The following is a 17,041-nucleotide window of genomic DNA, read 5'->3' as shown; positions in this document are numbered from 1 at the left end:
GGGCGATCCTGCGGGCATCGCGCAAGCGGGACCTGGAGGCGATGGCGGCGACCGACGACGCGTTCGGTGCGGCGATCACACAGACCGAGGCCGCGAAGGGCAAGTCCTCCGACACGCTCGCAGGGCTTCGCGGCGGCGCGGCCACCCAGGCGGACGGCGGAATCGAGCCCGCGACGATGACCGAGCGCGAGGTGAAGAACATCGTGTTCGCGTGCGACGCGGGCATGGGCTCGTCGGCGATGGGCGCGAGCGTTCTGCGCAACAAGATCAAGAAGGCGGGCATCGAGGACGTCACGGTGACCAACAAGGCCATCGCCGCCCTCGACTCGTCGGCCGACCTGGTCATCACGCAGAATCAGCTCACCGACCGGGCGCGCCAGACGGCACCCGACGCCATCCATGTGTCTGTGGACAACTTCATGAACTCCCCCAGGTACGACGAGGTCGTAGACCTCGTGCGTGCGCAGCACGAGGATGGTTCGGAGGGCGGGGCACCGTAAGCGACGAGCTGAGCCCAGCGCGTCGTCGCGCGATCCCCCGCGACAGAAGAGAACACATGACCGCTGCGGGGTGGGGCGGGCGACAGCCCCCCACCCCGTGGCCCTCGGTCCGCGGCATCCGCATCGACAGAGAAAGGCGACTGACATGGCACGTGAGGTCCTCAGCATCGGGCAGGTGCGCATCCACTCCGGCAGCGCGACGCGCGAGCAGGCGATGAAGGAGGCGGCCGACATCCTCGAGGCGGCGGGCGCGGTCACGTCGGCGTACTTCGACGCGATGCAGCAGCGCGAGCAGACGGTGTCGACGTACATGGGCAACGAGCTGGCGATCCCGCACGGCACGAACGAGACGAAGGACGCGATCCTCGACTCGGCCCTGTCGGTCGTGCGATACGACGGCGGCGTCGACTGGGACGGCGATCCGGTCACGTTCGTGGTCGGCATCGCCGGCAAGGGCGACGAGCACCTCGAGATCCTGTCGAAGATCGCGATCCTCTTCTCCGACGAGGACGAGGTCGCCAAGCTCAAGCAGGCCGAGACCCCCGAGGAGCTGTTCGCCCTCGTCTCGGCAGAAGTGTCATGAGGGCCGTTCATTTCGGGGCGGGCAACATCGGCCGCGGGTTCGTCGGCCTGCTGCTGCACGAGGGCGGCTACGAGCTCGTCTTCTCCGACGTCGCAGCGCCCCTCGTCGACGCGATCAACGCGGTCGACTCGTACACCGTGCACGAGGTGGGCGAGGGTGGCCGCGACATCGTCGTGACGGGGTTCCGCGCGATCAACAGCGCGGAGCATCCGGATCACGTCATCGAAGAGGTGGCCGGCGCCAATGTCGTGACCACCGCGGTCGGGCCGACCGTGCTGAAGTTCGTCGCGCCGCTGATCCTGTCGGGGCTCGCACTGCGCGACCCGCAATCGCCGCCTCTCCAGATCATGGCGTGCGAGAACGCGATCAACGCGACCGACCTGCTGCGCGACGAGATCCGCGAGCGTGCGGGCGACGCGTGGGATGCGATCACCGCGCGCGCCGTGTTCGCGAACACGGCGGTCGACCGCATCGTGCCGGCGCAGGCCGAGGGCGCCGGCGTCGACGTCACGGTCGAGCCCTTCTACGAGTGGGCGATCGAGCGGCCGCCGTTCGGCGACGATCCGCCCAACATCCCGGGCGCGCACTTCGTCGACGATCTCGCGCCCTACATCGAGCGCAAGCTCTTCACCGTCAACACCGGCCACGCGACGACGGCGTACTTCGGCGCGCAGGCGGGTGTCGAGAAGATCTCGGACGCCCTCGCCGACCCCGACATCGCCGCGAAGGTCGCAGCGACCCTCGAGGAGACGTCGGAGCTGCTCGTGGCCAAGCACGAGCTCGATCCGCACGACCTCGGGTCGTACCGCGAGACGATCCTCAAGCGGTTCCGCAATCCCGCGCTCCCCGACACCGTGTGGCGCGTCGGTCGTCAGCCGCTGCGTAAGCTCTCGCGCCACGAGCGGTTCGTCGGACCCGCGGCCGAGGCGGCGGAGCGCGGTCTCCCCGTCGACGCTCTGGTCGCGGCGATGGGCGCGGCCCTCGCGTTCGAAGACGAAGAGGACCCGCAGTCGGTCGACATGCAGCGGATGCTGCGCGAGCTCGACGCGGCCGCTTTCACGTCCGAGGTCACGGGGCTCGAGCCGGAGCATCCGCTGTTCGCCAAGGTGCGCGCCGAGGTCGAGAAGCGGCAGGCGGCGATCGCGGGCTGACCGTCCCCCGTCGGGGCGGGGCGTCGTCCGCTGCGCCCGCTCCGTCTCCGTGTCCTTCCGCACGCCGAGCGAGGAGCGGCGCGACGAGACGGAGCGCGCTCACCCTGTGGGCGGATGATTTCGGTTAGCGGCCTCTAACGCCGTAGGGTATCCAAGGCCGAAACACCGGGACGACGGAGTCTGGGGAGAAATGCAACAGCACCGCTATGCCATCGTGGGCGCCGGGCCATCGGGACTCTCCGCGGCGCGGGCGCTGCAGAAGGCGGGCATCGAGTTCGACGGCTACGAGGCCTCCCGCGGCGTCGGCGGCCTGTGGGACATCGAGAACCCGCGCTCGACGATGTACGAGTCGGCGCACCTCATCTCGTCGCGCACGACGACCGAGTTCGCCGAGTTCCCGATGAAGACGGATGCCGACTACCCGAGCCACCGCACGCTCATCGAGTATTTCCGCGACTACGCCGAGCACTTCCGCCTCACCGAGCACTTCACGTTCGAGACGAAGGTCACCGCGCTCGAACGTGGAGTCGACGGCCTGTGGACGCTGCGCGCAGACGGACCGGACGGTCCGATCGAGGCGAGGTACGACGGTGTGATCCTCGCGAACGGCACGCTCGCCGAGCCGAACGTGCCCGAGTTCCGCGGCGAGTTCACCGGCGAGATCATGCACACGTCGAGGTACAAGCGCGCGACGCAGCTCACCGGCAAGCGCGTGCTCATCATCGGCGCGGGCAATTCGGGGTGCGACATCGCCGTCGATGCCGTGCACCACGCGGCATCCGTCGACATGAGCGTGCGCCGCGGCTATTACTTCGTGCCGCGCTACATCTTCGGCAAGCCGTCCGACACGCTCAACCAAGGCCGCCCGCTCCCCCGCCCCATCAAGCAGTTCATCGACGCCCGCGTGCTGCGCGCCTTCACGGGCGACCCGACGCGGTTCGGCTTCCCGAAGCCGGCCTACAAGATCTACGAGTCGCACCCGATCGTCAACACGCTCATCCTGAACCACCTCGGACAGGGCGACCTGCGCATCCGCCCCGACGTCGACCGGTTCGACGGCGACACGGTGCACTTCCGCGACGGGACGATCGGACAATACGACCTCGTCCTGCTCGCCACCGGCTACACACTCGACTACCCGTTCGTCGCGCGCGAGGAGCTCAACTGGAGCGGGTGGGCGCCGAAGCTCTTCCTCAACATCTTCCCGCCGCCCGTCGACGGCGCCTTCAACGGGCTCTTCGTGATGGGCATGATCGAGGCATCAGGCATCGGGTGGCAGGGCCGCTACGAGCAAGCCGAGCTCATCGCCGCCTATCTCACCGCGACGCCCGACCGGCGCGCCGCCTTCCGGCGACGGATCACGGATGCCCCGTGGCCCGACCTGACCGCGGGGTACAGGTACCTCGGCCTCGAGCGCATGTCGTACTACGTCAACAAAGACGCATACCGGCGCGCGGTGCGCGAGGCGACGGCCGAACTGCGCGGCGACGTCGCGGGTGGGGGCCGCGGCATCCGTTCGTCCTCCCCCGCTCGCCGCGCACCCGAGAAGGTGACCGCATGAACCCCGACGACGTCGTCCTGAACTTCACGCCCGGAACGCTCATCATCCTTAACGTCGTGCTCGGGCTGATCATGCTCGGGATCGCCCTCGACACGACGCCCGAGGACTTCAAGGTCGTCGTGCGCAAGCCGAAGCCGTTCGTGATCGCGATCCTCGCGCAGCTCGTCGTGCTGCCGGCGGTGACGTTCGGGCTGACGCTCATCCTGCCGGTGACGCCGTCGATGGCACTCGGCATGATCCTCGTGGCGTGCTGTCCGCCCGGCAACATCTCGCAGGTGCTCACGCACCGCGCGGGCGGAAATGTCGCGCTGTCGGTGTCGATGACCGCCGTCGGCAACGCGATCTACATCTTCATGCTGCCGCTGTCGATCGCGTTCTGGGGGTCGCTGCACCCCACCGCGCGCGAGCTGCTCGAGGCGGTGTCGCTCAACCCGTGGCAGATGCTGCTCGAGATCTTCCTGATCATCGGTCTGCCCTTCGTGATCGGCCTGGTCGTGCGCGCGCGATTCCCGAAATTCGCGGCGAAGGTGCAGCCGTTCGTGAAGTGGTTCTCGCTCATCGCGCTGCTCGGATTCATCGTCGCCGCCCTTGCCGGCAACTGGGCGTACTTCGTCGCGTTCCTCGGGATCATCGTGCTCGTGGTCACGGTGCACGACGCCGTCGCACTCGCCATCGGCTACAGCACCGCGGTCGTCGGCGGCCTCGGGACGCGCGAGCGCAAGGCCATGACGTTCGAGGTCGGCATCCGCAACGCGGGTCTGGGCCTCGGCCTCGTCTTCACGTTCTTCGGCGGGCTCGGCGGCATGGCGATCGTGGCCGGATGGTGGGGCATCTGGGACATCATCGCGGGCCTCATCGTCGCCGCACTGTGGGCGCGTCACACGAAGCGGCGCACCGGCTCGGTGAAGGGAGACGCTTCGCGGCACGCCGAGCCGACGGAGCCGACGGATGCCGCGGCGGAGGCGACATCATGACGATCGACGGACACGACGTCCGGCCCATCGCGCGGAACGCCGCGCGCGGGCGCGACACGACGGAGGTGAAGGACGTGCGCGTGCTCATCACGGGCGGCGCCGGATTCCTCGGATCGCACGTCGCCGAGGCGCTCGGGGCGCGACCCGAGGTGTCGCTCGTCGTCGCGGGCGATGTGCGGCGGCCGGGGCATCCGATCGACGGTGTGCAGTACGAGGAGTGCGACGTCACGCGTCCCGACGGGCTCGTCGAGCTGATGCGCCGCCACGACATCGACGTGGTCGTGCATCTCGCCGCGATCGTGAACCCGGGCCGCGACCACGATCTCGAATACCGCGTCGACGTCGACGGCACGCGGCACGTGCTCGAGGCGTGCGTCGAGGCAGGCGTGCGGCGCATCGTGGTGTCATCGTCGGGGGCCGCATACGGCTACCACCCCGACAACCCCGAGTGGCTGCGCGAGAGCGACCCCGTGCGCGGCAACGACGAGTTCCCCTACTCGAAGCACAAGCGGCTCGTCGAGCAGATGCTCGCCGGCTACCGCCTCGCCCACCCCGAGCTCGAGCAGGTCGTCTTCCGCATCGGCACGATCCTGGGCCCGACGGTCGAGAACCAGATCACAGCCCTGTGGAAGGGGCGCCGCATCCTCGCGATCCGCGGCTCCGATTCGCCCTTCGTGTTCGTGTGGGTCGACGACGTCGCCGCGGCGATCGCGCGCGGTGCGACCGACGGCCCGCCCGGCGTGTACAACGTCGCGGGCGACGGTCGCGTCAGCGTGCGCGAGCTCGCCGCGCGTCTCGGCAAGCGCGTCTTCACGGTGCCGGCGGGTGTGCTCGCGTTCGCGCTGCGCGTCGGTCGCGCGCTGCGCCTCACCGTGCACGGGCCCGAGCAGGTCGGCTTCCTGCGCTATCGGCCCGTGCTCGCGAACGACGCGCTCAAGGAGGAGTTCGGCTACACGCCGCGCATGACCTCCGCCGAGGCGTTCGAGGCCTACATCGCCTCGCACCCGGAGGTCGTGCGGGGCTGACGCGCGCGCCGCGCTGCGCCCGCGCCCGCGCGGCGCGCCGCGCGCGCTGCGCGCGCCGGCACCCGCTCGGCGTACCGAACTCCGGAGTATCGGCCGTCGAGGCGGCGATTCGCCACCGAACGGCGGCCCTCGACCGACTTTCTCCGGAGTTCGGTCCGCTCCTCCTCCGCACGTGTCTCGCGGTTGACTCTCCACATTCCAACTGCCGCGCGGCGCAGCCCCGAGCGCCGACGCCCACCGTGGAACCATGCGCAGGACGAGACAGCCGTTGCGGAGGAGGCCACCCACCCTGCTCTCGACGCAGGCGCTGCGCGAGCGCGGCATGACTCGACGCCGGCTGGCGGAGGCCGTGGCCGATGGCCGCCTCATCCGCGTCCGCAGAGGGCGGTACGTGAGAGCGGGAACCGACTCCGTGTTCGTTCGGGCAGCGAGCCTGGGCGGGCGCGTGGACTGCGTCTCCCTCCTGCACGAACTCGGAGTGTTCGTCCGCGACACCCCTCACCTCCACATCCAGATGAAGCCGGATGCCAGCCGCGTGCCCGCCCGCCCGGATGACGTCGTTCGGCACTGGCGTCCGACGGCCGCCCTGAACGATGACCTCGCAACTCCTCTCATCGAAGCGCTCGTGCAGGCCGTCCGGTGCCAGGAACCCCGCGCCGCCGTCGCGACACTGGACAGCGCGTGGCACCTCCGCCTCATCGACGAGGACGATCTCGCGGTCATCTTCGCGCTTCTGCCTCGTCGCCATCGTGTGCTCCGCCGTTTGCTCGACCGACGGAGCGAGTCAGGGCCGGAGACACTCGTCCGGCTCATGCTCCGTGCGATCGGATGCCGCGTCGACGTGCAGGCGGAGCTCGCGGGCGTCGGTCGGGTCGACTTCGTGGTCGACGGATGGCTCATCATCGAGTGCGACAGCGAGCAGTTCCACGCCGATTGGGAGGCTCAGAAGCGCGACCGGCGCCGGGACCTCGCCGCCGCACGGCTCGGCTACTCGACGGTGCGGCTGCTCGCCGAAGACGTCATGTGGCGTGGCGATGTCGTGCTGTCGGCACTGCGGCAGATCGTCGCCTGCGGACCCGGCGGCCCTTTCGCCGTACGCAACTCCGGACAGATGGCGACGTCCGTCGCGAGATGACCGGCGAATCGGCGCTCCGCCGCGCCGTGGGACGAGGCCTCCGGAGTTCGGTACACGCCCGCGGCGGTCGCCGCAGACGAGCGGGCGGCCGCGCGCGTCAGTCGCCGAAGCCCTCGGAGATGAGGTCGATGAGCTCCTCGCGCTGCTCGACGGGAAGGAACGCGCCTGCGGCGGCGTTGAGCTGAAACTCCTCGAGGTCGTCGAGCCCGTAATCGAAGGTTTCGGCGAGCAGCGCCAACTCCCGCGTGAGCGACGTGCGGCTCATCGTGCGGTTGTCGACGTTCACCGTGACGGAGAAGCCGAGCTGGTACAGCAGGTCGAACGGGTGGTCATCGAGCGTCGTGCCCCACGCCGCGATCGCACCGGTCTGCAGGTTCGACGACGGCGACAGCTCGAGCGTGATCTCGCGGTCGCGCACCCAGCGCGCGAGGTCGCCGAACTGCACGAGCACTTCCTCGCCCTCGCGCGACACGATCTCGAGGTCCTCGGCGACGCGGACGCCGTGCCCGAGGCGCAGCGCGCGTCCGTCGAGGAGCGCCGAGCGGATCGAGTCGAGTCCCGCGGCCTCGCCGGCGTGCACGGTCGCCGGGAAGAACTCCGACGCGAGATAGTCGAACGCCTCGCGGTGCCGCGACGGCGGGAAGCCGTCCTCGGGACCCGCGATGTCGAAGCCCACGGCGCCGCGCGTGCGCCACTCCACGGCGAGACGCGCGATCTCGAGGGAACGATCGGTGTGCCGCATGGCCGTGATGAGCTGGCCGACGCGGATGTCGCGGCCCGCGGACGCCGCCGCATCCTCGCCCGCTTCGATCCCCTCCTGCACGGCCTCCACGACGTCGTCGAGCGAGAGGCCGCGAGCGAGATGCTGCTCCGGCGCCCAGCGCACCTCGCCGTAGATGACGCCGTCCTCGGCCAGGTCCTCGACGAACTCGCGCGCGACGCGCGTGAGGCCCTCGCGCGTCTGCATGACGGCGGTCGTGAGGTCGAACGTCTTGAGGTACTCGACCAGCGAGCCCGAGTCGCTCTTGTCGGCGAACCAGTCCGCGAGGGCGTCGGGGTCCGTCTCGGGCACCTCGAGCCCGATCTCGTCGGCGAGCTCGATGATCGTCGCGGGACGCACGGCGCCGTCGAGGTGGTCGTGCAGCGACACCTTCGGAAGGCTCCGGATCGAGACACCGTCGAGGACCGCGTCCCCGTGCTGGTCGATGGGCATGTGGTGCTCCTCTGCGGCGATTCGAATGAAAGACGTGTGATGTTCGGGTGGGTGGTGCTGCGGCAGTCGGTGAGCCACTGGTGACGCTACTGGATCGGGCGGCTCCGCTCAGCCCGTGATGCGCTCCCTGACCAGCGGCGCGGGCGGCGGAGCATCCGACCCGATCTCCCACGCCCCCTCGACGGCCTCGAGGGCGCGCGCGAACCGCGCCTCGTCGTCCGCGAGGAGCGTGAACAGCGGCTGACCTGCGGCGACCTCATCGCCGGGCTTCGCGTGAAGATCGATGCCGGCTGCGTGTACGACGGGGTCTTGTGCACGGGCACGCCCGGCGCCGAGGCGCCACGCGCCGATGCCGAACGCGAGTGCGTCCATGCGGGTGACGACCCCGGAGTTCGGCGCGGTGATGGTGTGCGTCTCGCGCGGCGTCGGCAGTGCCGCATCCGGATCACCGTCCTGCGCGCGGATCATGGCACGCCACGTGTCCATCGCGCGCCCGTCGCGCAATGCCTCCTCGACGTCGGCGTCGGGCTGCCCCGCGAGGGCGAGCATCTCCCGCGCGAGCGCGACGGTGAGCTCGACGACGTCGGCGGGACCGCCGCCGGCGAGCACCTCGACCGATTCGCGGACCTCGTTCGCGTTGCCGATCGCGAGGCCGAGCGGCGTGTTCATGTCGGTGAGCAGCGCGGTGGTCGCGACGCCCGAGTCGGTGCCGAGCTCGACCATCGTGCGCGCGAGCTCGCGTGCGCGGTCGAGGTCGTGCATGAACGCTCCCGAGCCGAACTTGACGTCGAGCACGAGCGCGCCCGTGCCCTCGGCGATCTTCTTCGACATGATGCTCGACGCGATCAGTGGAATGGCCTCGACCGTGCCGGTGACATCGCGCAGCGCGTAGAGGCGCTTGTCGGCCGGCGCGAGTCCCGTGCCGGCCGCGCAGATCACGGCGCCGACGTCGCGCAGCTGGGCGAAGAGCTCTTCGTTCGTGAGCGCGGCGCGCCACCCGGGGATCGACTCCAGCTTGTCGAGCGTGCCGCCCGTATGCCCGAGGCCCCGGCCGGACAACTGCGGCACCGCGACACCGAACGACGCGACGAGCGGGGCGAGAGGGAGGGTGATCTTGTCGCCGACGCCGCCCGTCGAGTGCTTGTCTGCAGTCGGCTTGCCGAGGCCCTCGAAGCTCATGCGCTCGCCCGACGCGATCATCGCGTCGGTCATGACGCGGATCTCGTCGCGCGTCATGCCGTTCAGCAGCACCGCCATCGCGAAGGCCGCCATCTGCGCGTCCGAGACGTATTCGCGTGTGTAGGCGTCGATCATCCAGCGCAGCGCGTCTTCGGGCACCTCGCCGCCGTCGCGCTTCGCGCGGATGACGTCCACCGCGTCGAAGGGCTCGACCCCGGCATCCGTCATCTCGCCGCCTCCTCGAGATCTCGCGGACCGAACGCGTCGGGCAGCACCTCGTCGATCGTGCGGATGCCCGACACCGTCTCCAGCAGCATGCCCGGGATCGCGAACTCGTAGAGCAGCTGCCGGCAACGTCCGCACGGCATGATCGTGTGACCGTCGTTGTTGACGCACACGAACGCGACGAGGTTGCCGCCGCCGGTGTTGGCGAGCTCGCTCACGAGCCCGCACTCGGCACACAGCCCGACTCCGTACGAGGCGTTCTCGACGTTGCATCCGGTGACGATCCGCCCGTCGGTGACCAGCGCGGCGGCGCCTACCCGGTACCGCGAGTACGGCGCGTAGGCGCGGCGCATCGCGTCGGTCGCCGCAGCGCGGAGCTCATCCCAGTCGATGTCGGTCACGAACGGCCACCTTTCGGGTCGGTATCGGGAGGGTCGGAGGCGGCCCGGCCCGCGCGTCGTCGTTCAGGCATGGATCACCCCTTGATGTACGGCTTTCCGTCGGCGGCCGGTGCGCGAGACTTCCCGACGACACCGGCGACCACGAAGATCGTCACGAGGTACGGGACCATGAGCATGAACTCGCTCGGCACGGGCGAGCCGATGACGCTCAGGGTGTTCTGCAGGTTCGACGCGAACCCGAACAGGAGCGCCGCGAGCGTCGCCTTGATCGGATCCCACTGGCCGAAGATGACGGCGGCGAGCGCGATGAAGCCCGCCCCCGCGGTCATCTCCTTGTTGAAGGCGATGCCGGCCCCGATCGTGAACACCGTGCCGCCGAGGCCGGCGATGGCGCCCGCGAGCAGCACGTTCCAGAACCGGGTCTGGTTCACCTTGATGCCGACCGTGTCGGCGGCCTGCGGGTGCTCGCCGACGGCCCGAAGGCGCAGCCCCCAGCGCGTGTGGAACATCCCGATGTACACCAGCGCGACGGCGAAGTACATGATGTAGACGATGATCGTCTGCCGGAAGAACACCGGACCGATGATCGGGATGTCGCTCAGGATCGGGATCGGGATGCGGTCGAACCGCGCCGGCGTGTTCAGCAGCGCAGCGTTCGGCGCGAGCACCTGCGAGAAGAGGAAGCCCGTCAGGCCGATCACGAGCACGTTGAGCACGACACCGACGATGACCTGGTCGACGAGGTACTTGATCGCGAAGGCCGCGAGCACTGCCGCGACGAGCATGCCCGCGACCATCGCGGCGAGCAGCCCGAGGAACGGCTGCTTCGTGATCGACGACACGACCGCGGCCGTGAACGCGCCCGCGAGCAGCTGACCCTCGATCGCGATGTTCACGACGCCCGCGCGCTCGCCGATCACGCCGCACAGCGCGCCGTAGATGAGCGGCACCGCGAGGCCGAGGGATCCGGCGAGCAGGCCCGCCACGGGGATCGTCGCGCCGGCCGCGGCCCACGTGAGGAACCCGATGACCGCCACGATCACGAACACGATGATGACCCACAGCGGTGTGCGTGCGAATCGCTGGACGAAATACGCGGATGCCGCGGCCAGCAGCGCGAGCAGCAGGAAGCAGATCAGCGTCGTGAGGAACACGGGGACTGCGACGTCGCCGAGCTGGATGACATCGGCCTGTGTGGACAGGCGGAAGTTCGTGTCTCCGGCGCGCGGCGCGAAGAACACGAGGATGCCGAACAGCAGCGCGAAGATCCCGAGCGCGATCGGCGGCTTCCAGCTCCGCAGCACCGCCTTCTCGACGGTGACGGGCGTCTCGGGCATGAGGCCCGCGGTGTCGACATGCGGCGCGCTCACTTGGCTGCCCCCTCGAGCTCGGCGTCGGCGGTGTCGGCCTCGGTCGCGGCCTTGAGGGCCTTCAATCGCGCCTTCTCGGCCCGACGGCGATCGCGTTCGGGCGACGGCAGGAAGAAGATCGCGCGCACGAGCGGCGGTGCGGCGATGAACAGCACGATGAGCGACTGCACGACCGTCACGATCTCGATCGGGATCTGCTCGCCCGCCTGCATCGCGAAGCCGCCGGCCTTGAACGCGCCGAACAGGATGCCCGCCGCGAACGTGCCCCACGGCGTGGACCGGCCGAGCAGCGCGACCGTGATCGCATCGAAGCCGATGCCCGCGTCGATGCCCGCCGTGAAACCCGTCGTGATCGTGCCGAGCACCTGGTTGACGCCGGCGAGGCCCACGAGCGCGCCCGAGATGAGCATGCCGTAGATGTACATGTTCTTGACGTTGATGCCCGCGACTCGTGCGGCGTTCGGGTTCTCGCCGACCGCCCGGAACTGGAAGCCGAGGCTCGACCGACTCAGGATCCACCACACGAGCACGGTCGCGCCGACCACGAGGACGAACCCGAAGTGCAGGTTGTACTGCGGACCGAGCAGGTCGGGGAAGATCGCGGTGTCCTTCATCGGAGGCGTCTTCGGGTTGCTCGAACCCGGCGCCTGGAGGAGCCCGGGCGTGCGCAGCATCCACGAGATGAGGTAGAAGGCGACGTAGTTGAGCATGATCGTCACGATCACCTCGTGCGCGCCGGTCCTCGCCTTGAGGAAGCCCGCGATTCCCGCCCAGAGCGCGCCGGCGGCCATGCCGACGATGAGCGCCAGGATCATGTGGATGCCCCACGGCAGGTCGAACCCGAACGCGATCCATCCGGCGCCCGCCGAGGCCAGGAGCATCTGGCCGCGACCGCCGATGTTGAACATGCCGATGCGGAACGTCAGCGCGACGCCGAGGCCGGCCGCGATGAGCGGGGTCGCGAACGTGAGCGTCTCGGTGAGGGGGCGGATGCCGCGCTCGAAGCTCGCCGCGTTGAAGTTGTAGATCGACCCCTGGAAGAGCGCGGCGTACGCGCCGGCGACGGCGTCCCAGATCGCGGCGAAGGTGTCACCCGGTCGCGCGAAGAAGTATCCCGCCGCCTGCTGGACGTCCTCGTCGGTCGCCGCGATCATGATGCCGCCGACGATCAGTGCGAGAAGCACGGCCAGCACCGAGATGAGCCAGTTGCCCTGCGTGATCCTCAGGAACGTCTCATGCCATTTGGAAGGAGGCGGCGCCTCGGCGGGCGCCAGGGGCGCGCTGGAAGAGCTCACGCTGCGGCTCCTTCCGTCTCGGGCGTCACGCCGGCCATCATGAGGCCGAGCACGTCGCGTGGCGTGTCGCCCGGCACGATGCCGACGATCCTGCCGCGATACATGACCATGATGCGGTCCGCGAGGGCGGTGACCTCGTCGAGCTCGGTGGAGACGACGACCACGGGAACGCCCTCGTCGCGCGTCGCGACGATGCGCTTGTGGATGAACTCGATCGATCCGACGTCGACGCCGCGCGTGGGCTGGGCCGCCACGAGCAGCGACAGGTCGCGGCTCAGCTCGCGCGCCAGCACCACCTTCTGCTGGTTGCCGCCCGAAAGCGACCCGACCGGGGTGTCGATTCCGGGGGCCCGCACGTCGAACTCGGTGAACTTCTCCTTCGCGAAGCGCTCGAGCGTCTTGCGCTGCACGTTGCCGGCCTTGACGAACGGCTCGCCGTTCGCGCGGTCGAGCATGAGGTTCTCGGCGATCGTGAACGCCCCGACCAGGCCGTCCTCCTTGCGGTCCTCGGGCACGAAGCCGACGCCGGCATCGAGGATGTGACGGATGCTGCGCCCCACCAGCTCCTCGCCGTTGAGTCGCACCGAGCCCTGCACCTTCGGCTGCAGTCCGACGAGCGCCTCGGTCAGCTCGGTCTGGCCGTTGCCCTGGACGCCGGCGATCGCGAGGATCTCGCCGCCTCGCACTTCGAAGCTCACGTCGTTGACGGTGACCTGCCCGCGCGGGTCGATGACGGTGAGTCTCTCGACGACGAGGGAGCTGTCGTTGGGCTTCGGCGGGTCCTTCTGCACCGTGAGCTCGACCGCGCGCCCGACCATCATCGACGCGAGCTCCGCGTTCGTCGCCGTCGGCTCGGCCTCGCCGACGACCTTGCCGAGGCGGATGACGGTGATGCGGTCGGCGACCTCGCGGACCTCGCGGAGCTTGTGGGTGATGAAGACGATCGACGCGCCGGTCTCGCGCAGCTGGCGCATGATCCCCATGAGCTCGTCGGTCTCCTGCGGCGTCAGCACCGCGGTCGGCTCGTCGAACACGAGCACCTTCGCGTCGCGCGACAGCGCCTTGATGATCTCGACGCGCTGCTGCACGCCGACGGGGAGGTCTTCGACGACGGCATCCGGATCGACGTCGAATCCGAATCGCGACGAGATCTCGCGGACGCGCTTGCGCGCCTCCTCGACGTCGAGGAGTCCCGCGGCCTTCGTCGACTCGTGGCCGAGCATGACGTTCTCGGCGACCGTGAAGACGGGGATGAGCATGAAGTGCTGGTGCACCATGCCGATCCCTGCGCGCATCGCGTCGCCGGGACCGCGGAAGTTCTGGACGTGGCCGTCGAGCAGGATGACGCCTTCGTCAGCCTGGTACAGCCCGTACAGGACGTTCATGAGGGTGGACTTGCCGGCGCCGTTCTCGCCGAGGAGGCAGTGGATCTCGCCGGGCTCGACCACGAGATCGATGTGGTCGTTGGCGACGAGGCTCCCGAACCGCTTGGTTATGCCGCGGAGTTCGAGCTTCATGGTGCAGATCCTAGTGAGCAGGGTGCGGCGGCGCGATGAGGCCGCGGCACCGCGAATACGGCTGTGGGGAGGCCGGCGTGCCGGCCTCCCCACAGGGAGCGGGAATCAGCCCGCGAGGTAGGACTCGACCGGGATCGAGCCGTCGATGATGCCGGCTGCGATCTCGTCGAGCTCGCCCTGCAGATCGGGCGACACGCGGTCCTCGAAGTCGTGGAACGGAGCCAGGCCCACGCCGCCGTTCTCGAGGGTGCCCACGAACGGGGTGGCGTCGAAGTCGCCCTGGCCCGCGGCGACCACGGCCTCTTCGACACCGACGTCGATGAGCTTGCGGATCGAAGTCAGGAGGAGGTCGGCGACGCTCGGGTCGGTCTCGAACACGTCGGCGTCCACACCGAGGAGTGCGATCTCACGGCCGGAGCCGCGGATCACCGAAGCGGCGCTCTGGTAGATCGGGCCGCCGACCGGCAGCAGCACGTCGACGCCCTGGTCGACGATGCCCTGAGCGGCGTTGATCGCGTCCTGGTTGGCCTCGAAGCCACCCGTGAACACACCGTCCTGAGCGGCGCGGTCCCAGCCGATGACCTCGACGTTGTCGCCCTTCTGCTCGTTCCAGTACTCCACGCCCTGCGCGAAGCCGTCCATGAAGATCGAGACCGTCGGGAAGTTCATGCCGCCGAAGGTGCCGACCTTCTTGGCCGTCGAGAACGACGCCGACGCGTAGCCGGCGAGGAAGGCGGCCTGCGCGGTGTCGAAGACGATCGGCTTGATGTTCGGCGCATCCGTCTCGCCGTCGAAGTCGTTGTCGACGACGTCGTCGATCGACACGAACTCGATGTCGGGGTTGGCCGTGGCGGCCTCGCCCGCGGCCGCGGCGAGCGCGAAGCCGACGGTGATGATCAGGGTGCAGCCCTGGTCGATGAGGCTCGTGATGTTCGGCGCGTAGTCGGACTCGGAGCCGGACTCGACGGCCTTGAAGTCGACGCCGAGCTGGTCGGCCGCGCGCTCGAGGCCCTCGTAGCCGAGCTGGTTGAACGACTTGTCGTCGAAGCCGCCCGCGTCGGAGACCATGCAGGGCAGGAAGCCCTCGACGGCGCCGCCGGCGTCCGCGCCGCCGGTCTCGCCGTTGTCTTCGGGGGCCGACGCACAGCCGGCAAGAGCGACGAACATGCTCGCGGCGACCAGACCGCCGAGCAGTCGCTTTCGAGTGGAAACGGTCAACTCAACCTCCACGGGAGAAGACCCCGCGGACCTCGCGGGTGCATAGAGAAGTTACCCAGTGTCACCAGGGAGTTGCACGCCGGGACGGGGACTGGCGCCGAATGGTTACAAAGACGCAACAGACGACGATCGCGGCTTCGCAGGAAGCCTTACAGGACGTCGCCGCGCCCGTTGAGCTTGAGCGCGTCGACGACGCCCTTCACGCGCTGGGCGTGCTCGCTGGTGGTGACCAGCAGCGCGTCATCCGTGTCGACGACGACGATGTCCGTCACCCCGATCAGGCTGATCACGCGCGACGTCTGGCTCACGACGATGCCGGATGCGGCATCCGACAGGATCCTCGCGTTCTTGCCGAGCACCGCGAGGTCGTTCTTGCGGCCCTTCGAGTTGAGCTTCGCGAGACTCGCGAAGTCCCCCACGTCGTCCCAGTCGAAGTGGCCCGGCACGACGGCGAGGCGCCCCTTCTCCGCCGCGGGCTCGGCCACCGCGTAGTCGATCGCGATCTTCGGCAGCGTCGGCCACACGCGGTCGACGACGGGACCCCGCGCGTCGCGGTCGTCCCACGCCTCGGCGAGGTCCATGAGACCGGCGTACAGGGCGGGCTGGTTGTCGGCGATCTCGCCCAGGAGCACGTCCGCGCGGGAGATGAACATCCCCGCGTTCCAGAGGTGGTCGCGCGATGCGAAGTACTCTTTCGCGGTCTCGAGATCCGGCTTCTCCACGAAGCTCTCGACGAGCGCGGCCTCGGGCGCCCCCTCGATCACGAGTGCGCGCTTCTTCTTGATGTAGCCGAACCCGATGGACGGCTCGCTCGGCTGGATGCCGATCGTGCACACGAAGCCCTCGCGCGCGACCTCGACCGCCTGGCGCACCGCCCACTCGAACAGATGCGGCACGCGGATGACGTGGTCGGCCGCGAAGGAGCCGATGATGACGTCCGGCTCCCGCCGCGAGAGGACGGCGGCGGCGAGACCGATCGCGGCGGTCGAGTCGCGCGGCTCGGACTCGAGGAACACGTTCTTGTCGAGGATGCCGGGCAGCTCCTTCTCGACCGCGGCGCGGTGCGCGCGACCGGTCACGACGGCGATCCGGTCGCGACCCGTGAGCGGCTCGAGCCGCTTCCACGTGTCGTGCAGGAGCGTGTGCCCCGAGCCCGTCAGATCGTGCAGGAACTTGGGCGCGTCCGCGCGTGAGAGCGGCCACAGCCGGGAGCCGATCCCGCCTGCGGGGATGACGGCGTAGAAGTCCTCGATCGGTCCGGCCATGCTCACAGGCTAGCCGCGCGGACCGCACGGCACGATTCCTGACCGGCGGGACGCCACGGCCCTGCGTGATCCAAGCGCCCGTGAGACGGGAATAGGATGGTCAGGGCGCTGCGAAGCGTCCGGGATCCGATCCGGGGCCGACGAAGTGCTCCGGGCATCCGCGTTCTACCCCTAGGAAGGACGGGCCGTGTCTGCTCCAGCGCGCGTCACACCGTCGGTATCCGAGACCACGTCGCGAACCCCCCGCGGAACCCTGTACCGCGGTCGCGAAGGCATGTGGTCGTGGGTGCTGCACCGCATCACCGGCGTGGCGATCTTCTTCTTCCTGTTGGTGCACGTGCTCGACACGGCCCTCATCCGCGTCTCGCCCGAGGCGTACGACGCGGTGATCGGCACCTACAAGAACCCGATCATGGGACTCGGCGAGGT

At 69.4% G+C, this 17,041-nt stretch carries 15 protein-coding genes and 1 pseudogene; 8 read left to right on the top strand and 8 right to left on the bottom strand.

The features are described 5' to 3' along the window. The 7 genes and pseudogenes from VFF97_RS02580 to VFF97_RS02550 form a co-directional block, all read left to right on the top strand. Positions 1-500 (top strand): annotated as a pseudogene (locus tag VFF97_RS02580) (PTS mannitol transporter subunit IIB); the annotation flags it as partial. A 145-nt stretch (positions 501-645) separates the two neighbouring features. Further along, on the top strand, positions 646-1,083 hold the full coding sequence (locus VFF97_RS02575) for a PTS sugar transporter subunit IIA (protein ID WP_325031928.1): 438 nt from the start codon (positions 646-648) through the stop codon (positions 1,081-1,083). Beyond that, complete coding sequence (locus VFF97_RS02570) at positions 1,080-2,234, top strand: mannitol-1-phosphate 5-dehydrogenase (protein ID WP_325031927.1); 1,155 nt, start codon at positions 1,080-1,082, stop codon at positions 2,232-2,234. The genes VFF97_RS02575 and VFF97_RS02570 overlap by 4 nt, the downstream gene beginning before the upstream one ends. A gap of 190 nt (positions 2,235-2,424) precedes the next feature. Next, the gene (locus tag VFF97_RS02565) at positions 2,425-3,795 is read left to right on the top strand and encodes an NAD(P)/FAD-dependent oxidoreductase (RefSeq protein WP_325031926.1); all 1,371 of its coding nucleotides are present in this window, start codon (positions 2,425-2,427) and stop codon (positions 3,793-3,795) included. Further along, the gene (locus VFF97_RS02560) at positions 3,792-4,769 is read left to right on the top strand and encodes a bile acid:sodium symporter family protein (protein WP_325031925.1); all 978 of its coding nucleotides are present in this window, start codon (positions 3,792-3,794) and stop codon (positions 4,767-4,769) included. The genes VFF97_RS02565 and VFF97_RS02560 overlap by 4 nt, the downstream gene beginning before the upstream one ends. Continuing rightward, positions 4,766-5,794 (top strand): SDR family oxidoreductase, encoded by a 1,029-nt coding sequence (locus tag VFF97_RS02555; protein WP_325031924.1) that lies wholly within the window; start codon positions 4,766-4,768, stop codon positions 5,792-5,794. The genes VFF97_RS02560 and VFF97_RS02555 overlap by 4 nt, the downstream gene beginning before the upstream one ends. 247 nt (positions 5,795-6,041) lie before the next feature. Beyond that, a complete protein-coding gene (locus VFF97_RS02550) occupies positions 6,042-6,929 on the top strand; it encodes a hypothetical protein (RefSeq protein ID WP_325031923.1) in 888 nt (295 codons plus the stop codon). Positions 6,930-7,026: 97 nt separating this feature from the next. Here VFF97_RS02550 and VFF97_RS02545 read toward each other — a convergent pair whose 3' ends face one another. From VFF97_RS02545 to VFF97_RS02510, 8 genes are all read right to left on the bottom strand, one after another. Then, entirely contained in the window at positions 7,027-8,142 is a 1,116-nt protein-coding gene (locus VFF97_RS02545; protein WP_325031922.1) for an adenosine deaminase, read from the bottom strand. 108 nt (positions 8,143-8,250) lie between these two features. Beyond that, positions 8,251-9,549, bottom strand: a complete 1,299-nt coding sequence (locus VFF97_RS02540) for a thymidine phosphorylase (RefSeq protein WP_325031921.1) — start codon at positions 9,547-9,549, stop codon at positions 8,251-8,253. Further along, positions 9,546-9,947 carry a cytidine deaminase gene (locus tag VFF97_RS02535; protein WP_325031920.1) on the bottom strand — a complete coding sequence of 134 codons (402 nt, stop codon included), beginning with the start codon at positions 9,945-9,947 and terminating at the stop codon, positions 9,546-9,548. Before VFF97_RS02535 ends, VFF97_RS02540 begins: the two co-directional genes overlap by 4 nt. Before the next feature lie 74 nt (positions 9,948-10,021). After that, positions 10,022-11,284: an ABC transporter permease gene (locus VFF97_RS02530; RefSeq protein WP_325031929.1), complete on the bottom strand. Its 1,263-nt coding sequence runs from the start codon at positions 11,282-11,284 to the stop codon at positions 10,022-10,024. A 29-nt stretch (positions 11,285-11,313) separates the two neighbouring features. After that, positions 11,314-12,612, bottom strand: a complete 1,299-nt coding sequence (locus VFF97_RS02525; RefSeq protein WP_325031919.1) for an ABC transporter permease — start codon at positions 12,610-12,612, stop codon at positions 11,314-11,316. Continuing rightward, entirely contained in the window at positions 12,609-14,129 is a 1,521-nt protein-coding gene (locus VFF97_RS02520; RefSeq protein ID WP_325031918.1) for an ABC transporter ATP-binding protein, read from the bottom strand. Before VFF97_RS02520 ends, VFF97_RS02525 begins: the two co-directional genes overlap by 4 nt. Positions 14,130-14,234: 105 nt before the next feature. Beyond that, positions 14,235-15,347: a BMP family ABC transporter substrate-binding protein gene (locus tag VFF97_RS02515; protein ID WP_325031917.1), complete on the bottom strand. Its 1,113-nt coding sequence runs from the start codon at positions 15,345-15,347 to the stop codon at positions 14,235-14,237. A 149-nt stretch (positions 15,348-15,496) separates the two neighbouring features. Next, entirely contained in the window at positions 15,497-16,612 is a 1,116-nt protein-coding gene (locus VFF97_RS02510; RefSeq protein WP_325031916.1) for a mannose-1-phosphate guanylyltransferase, read from the bottom strand. Between the two features lie 187 nt (positions 16,613-16,799). Between VFF97_RS02510 and sdhC the strand changes: the two genes are divergently transcribed. Continuing rightward, positions 16,800-17,041, top strand: a 242-nt coding sequence (gene sdhC, locus VFF97_RS02505; RefSeq protein WP_325031915.1) for a succinate dehydrogenase, cytochrome b556 subunit, incomplete at its 3' end; no start/stop codon positions are given.

The sequence above is a fragment of the Microbacterium sp. genome (assembly GCF_035687345.1).
Taxonomy (GTDB): Bacteria; Actinomycetota; Actinomycetes; order Actinomycetales; family Microbacteriaceae; genus Microbacterium.
Note: the sequence above shows the minus strand (reverse complement) of the source record. Positions and strands in the feature narration are given on the sequence as shown.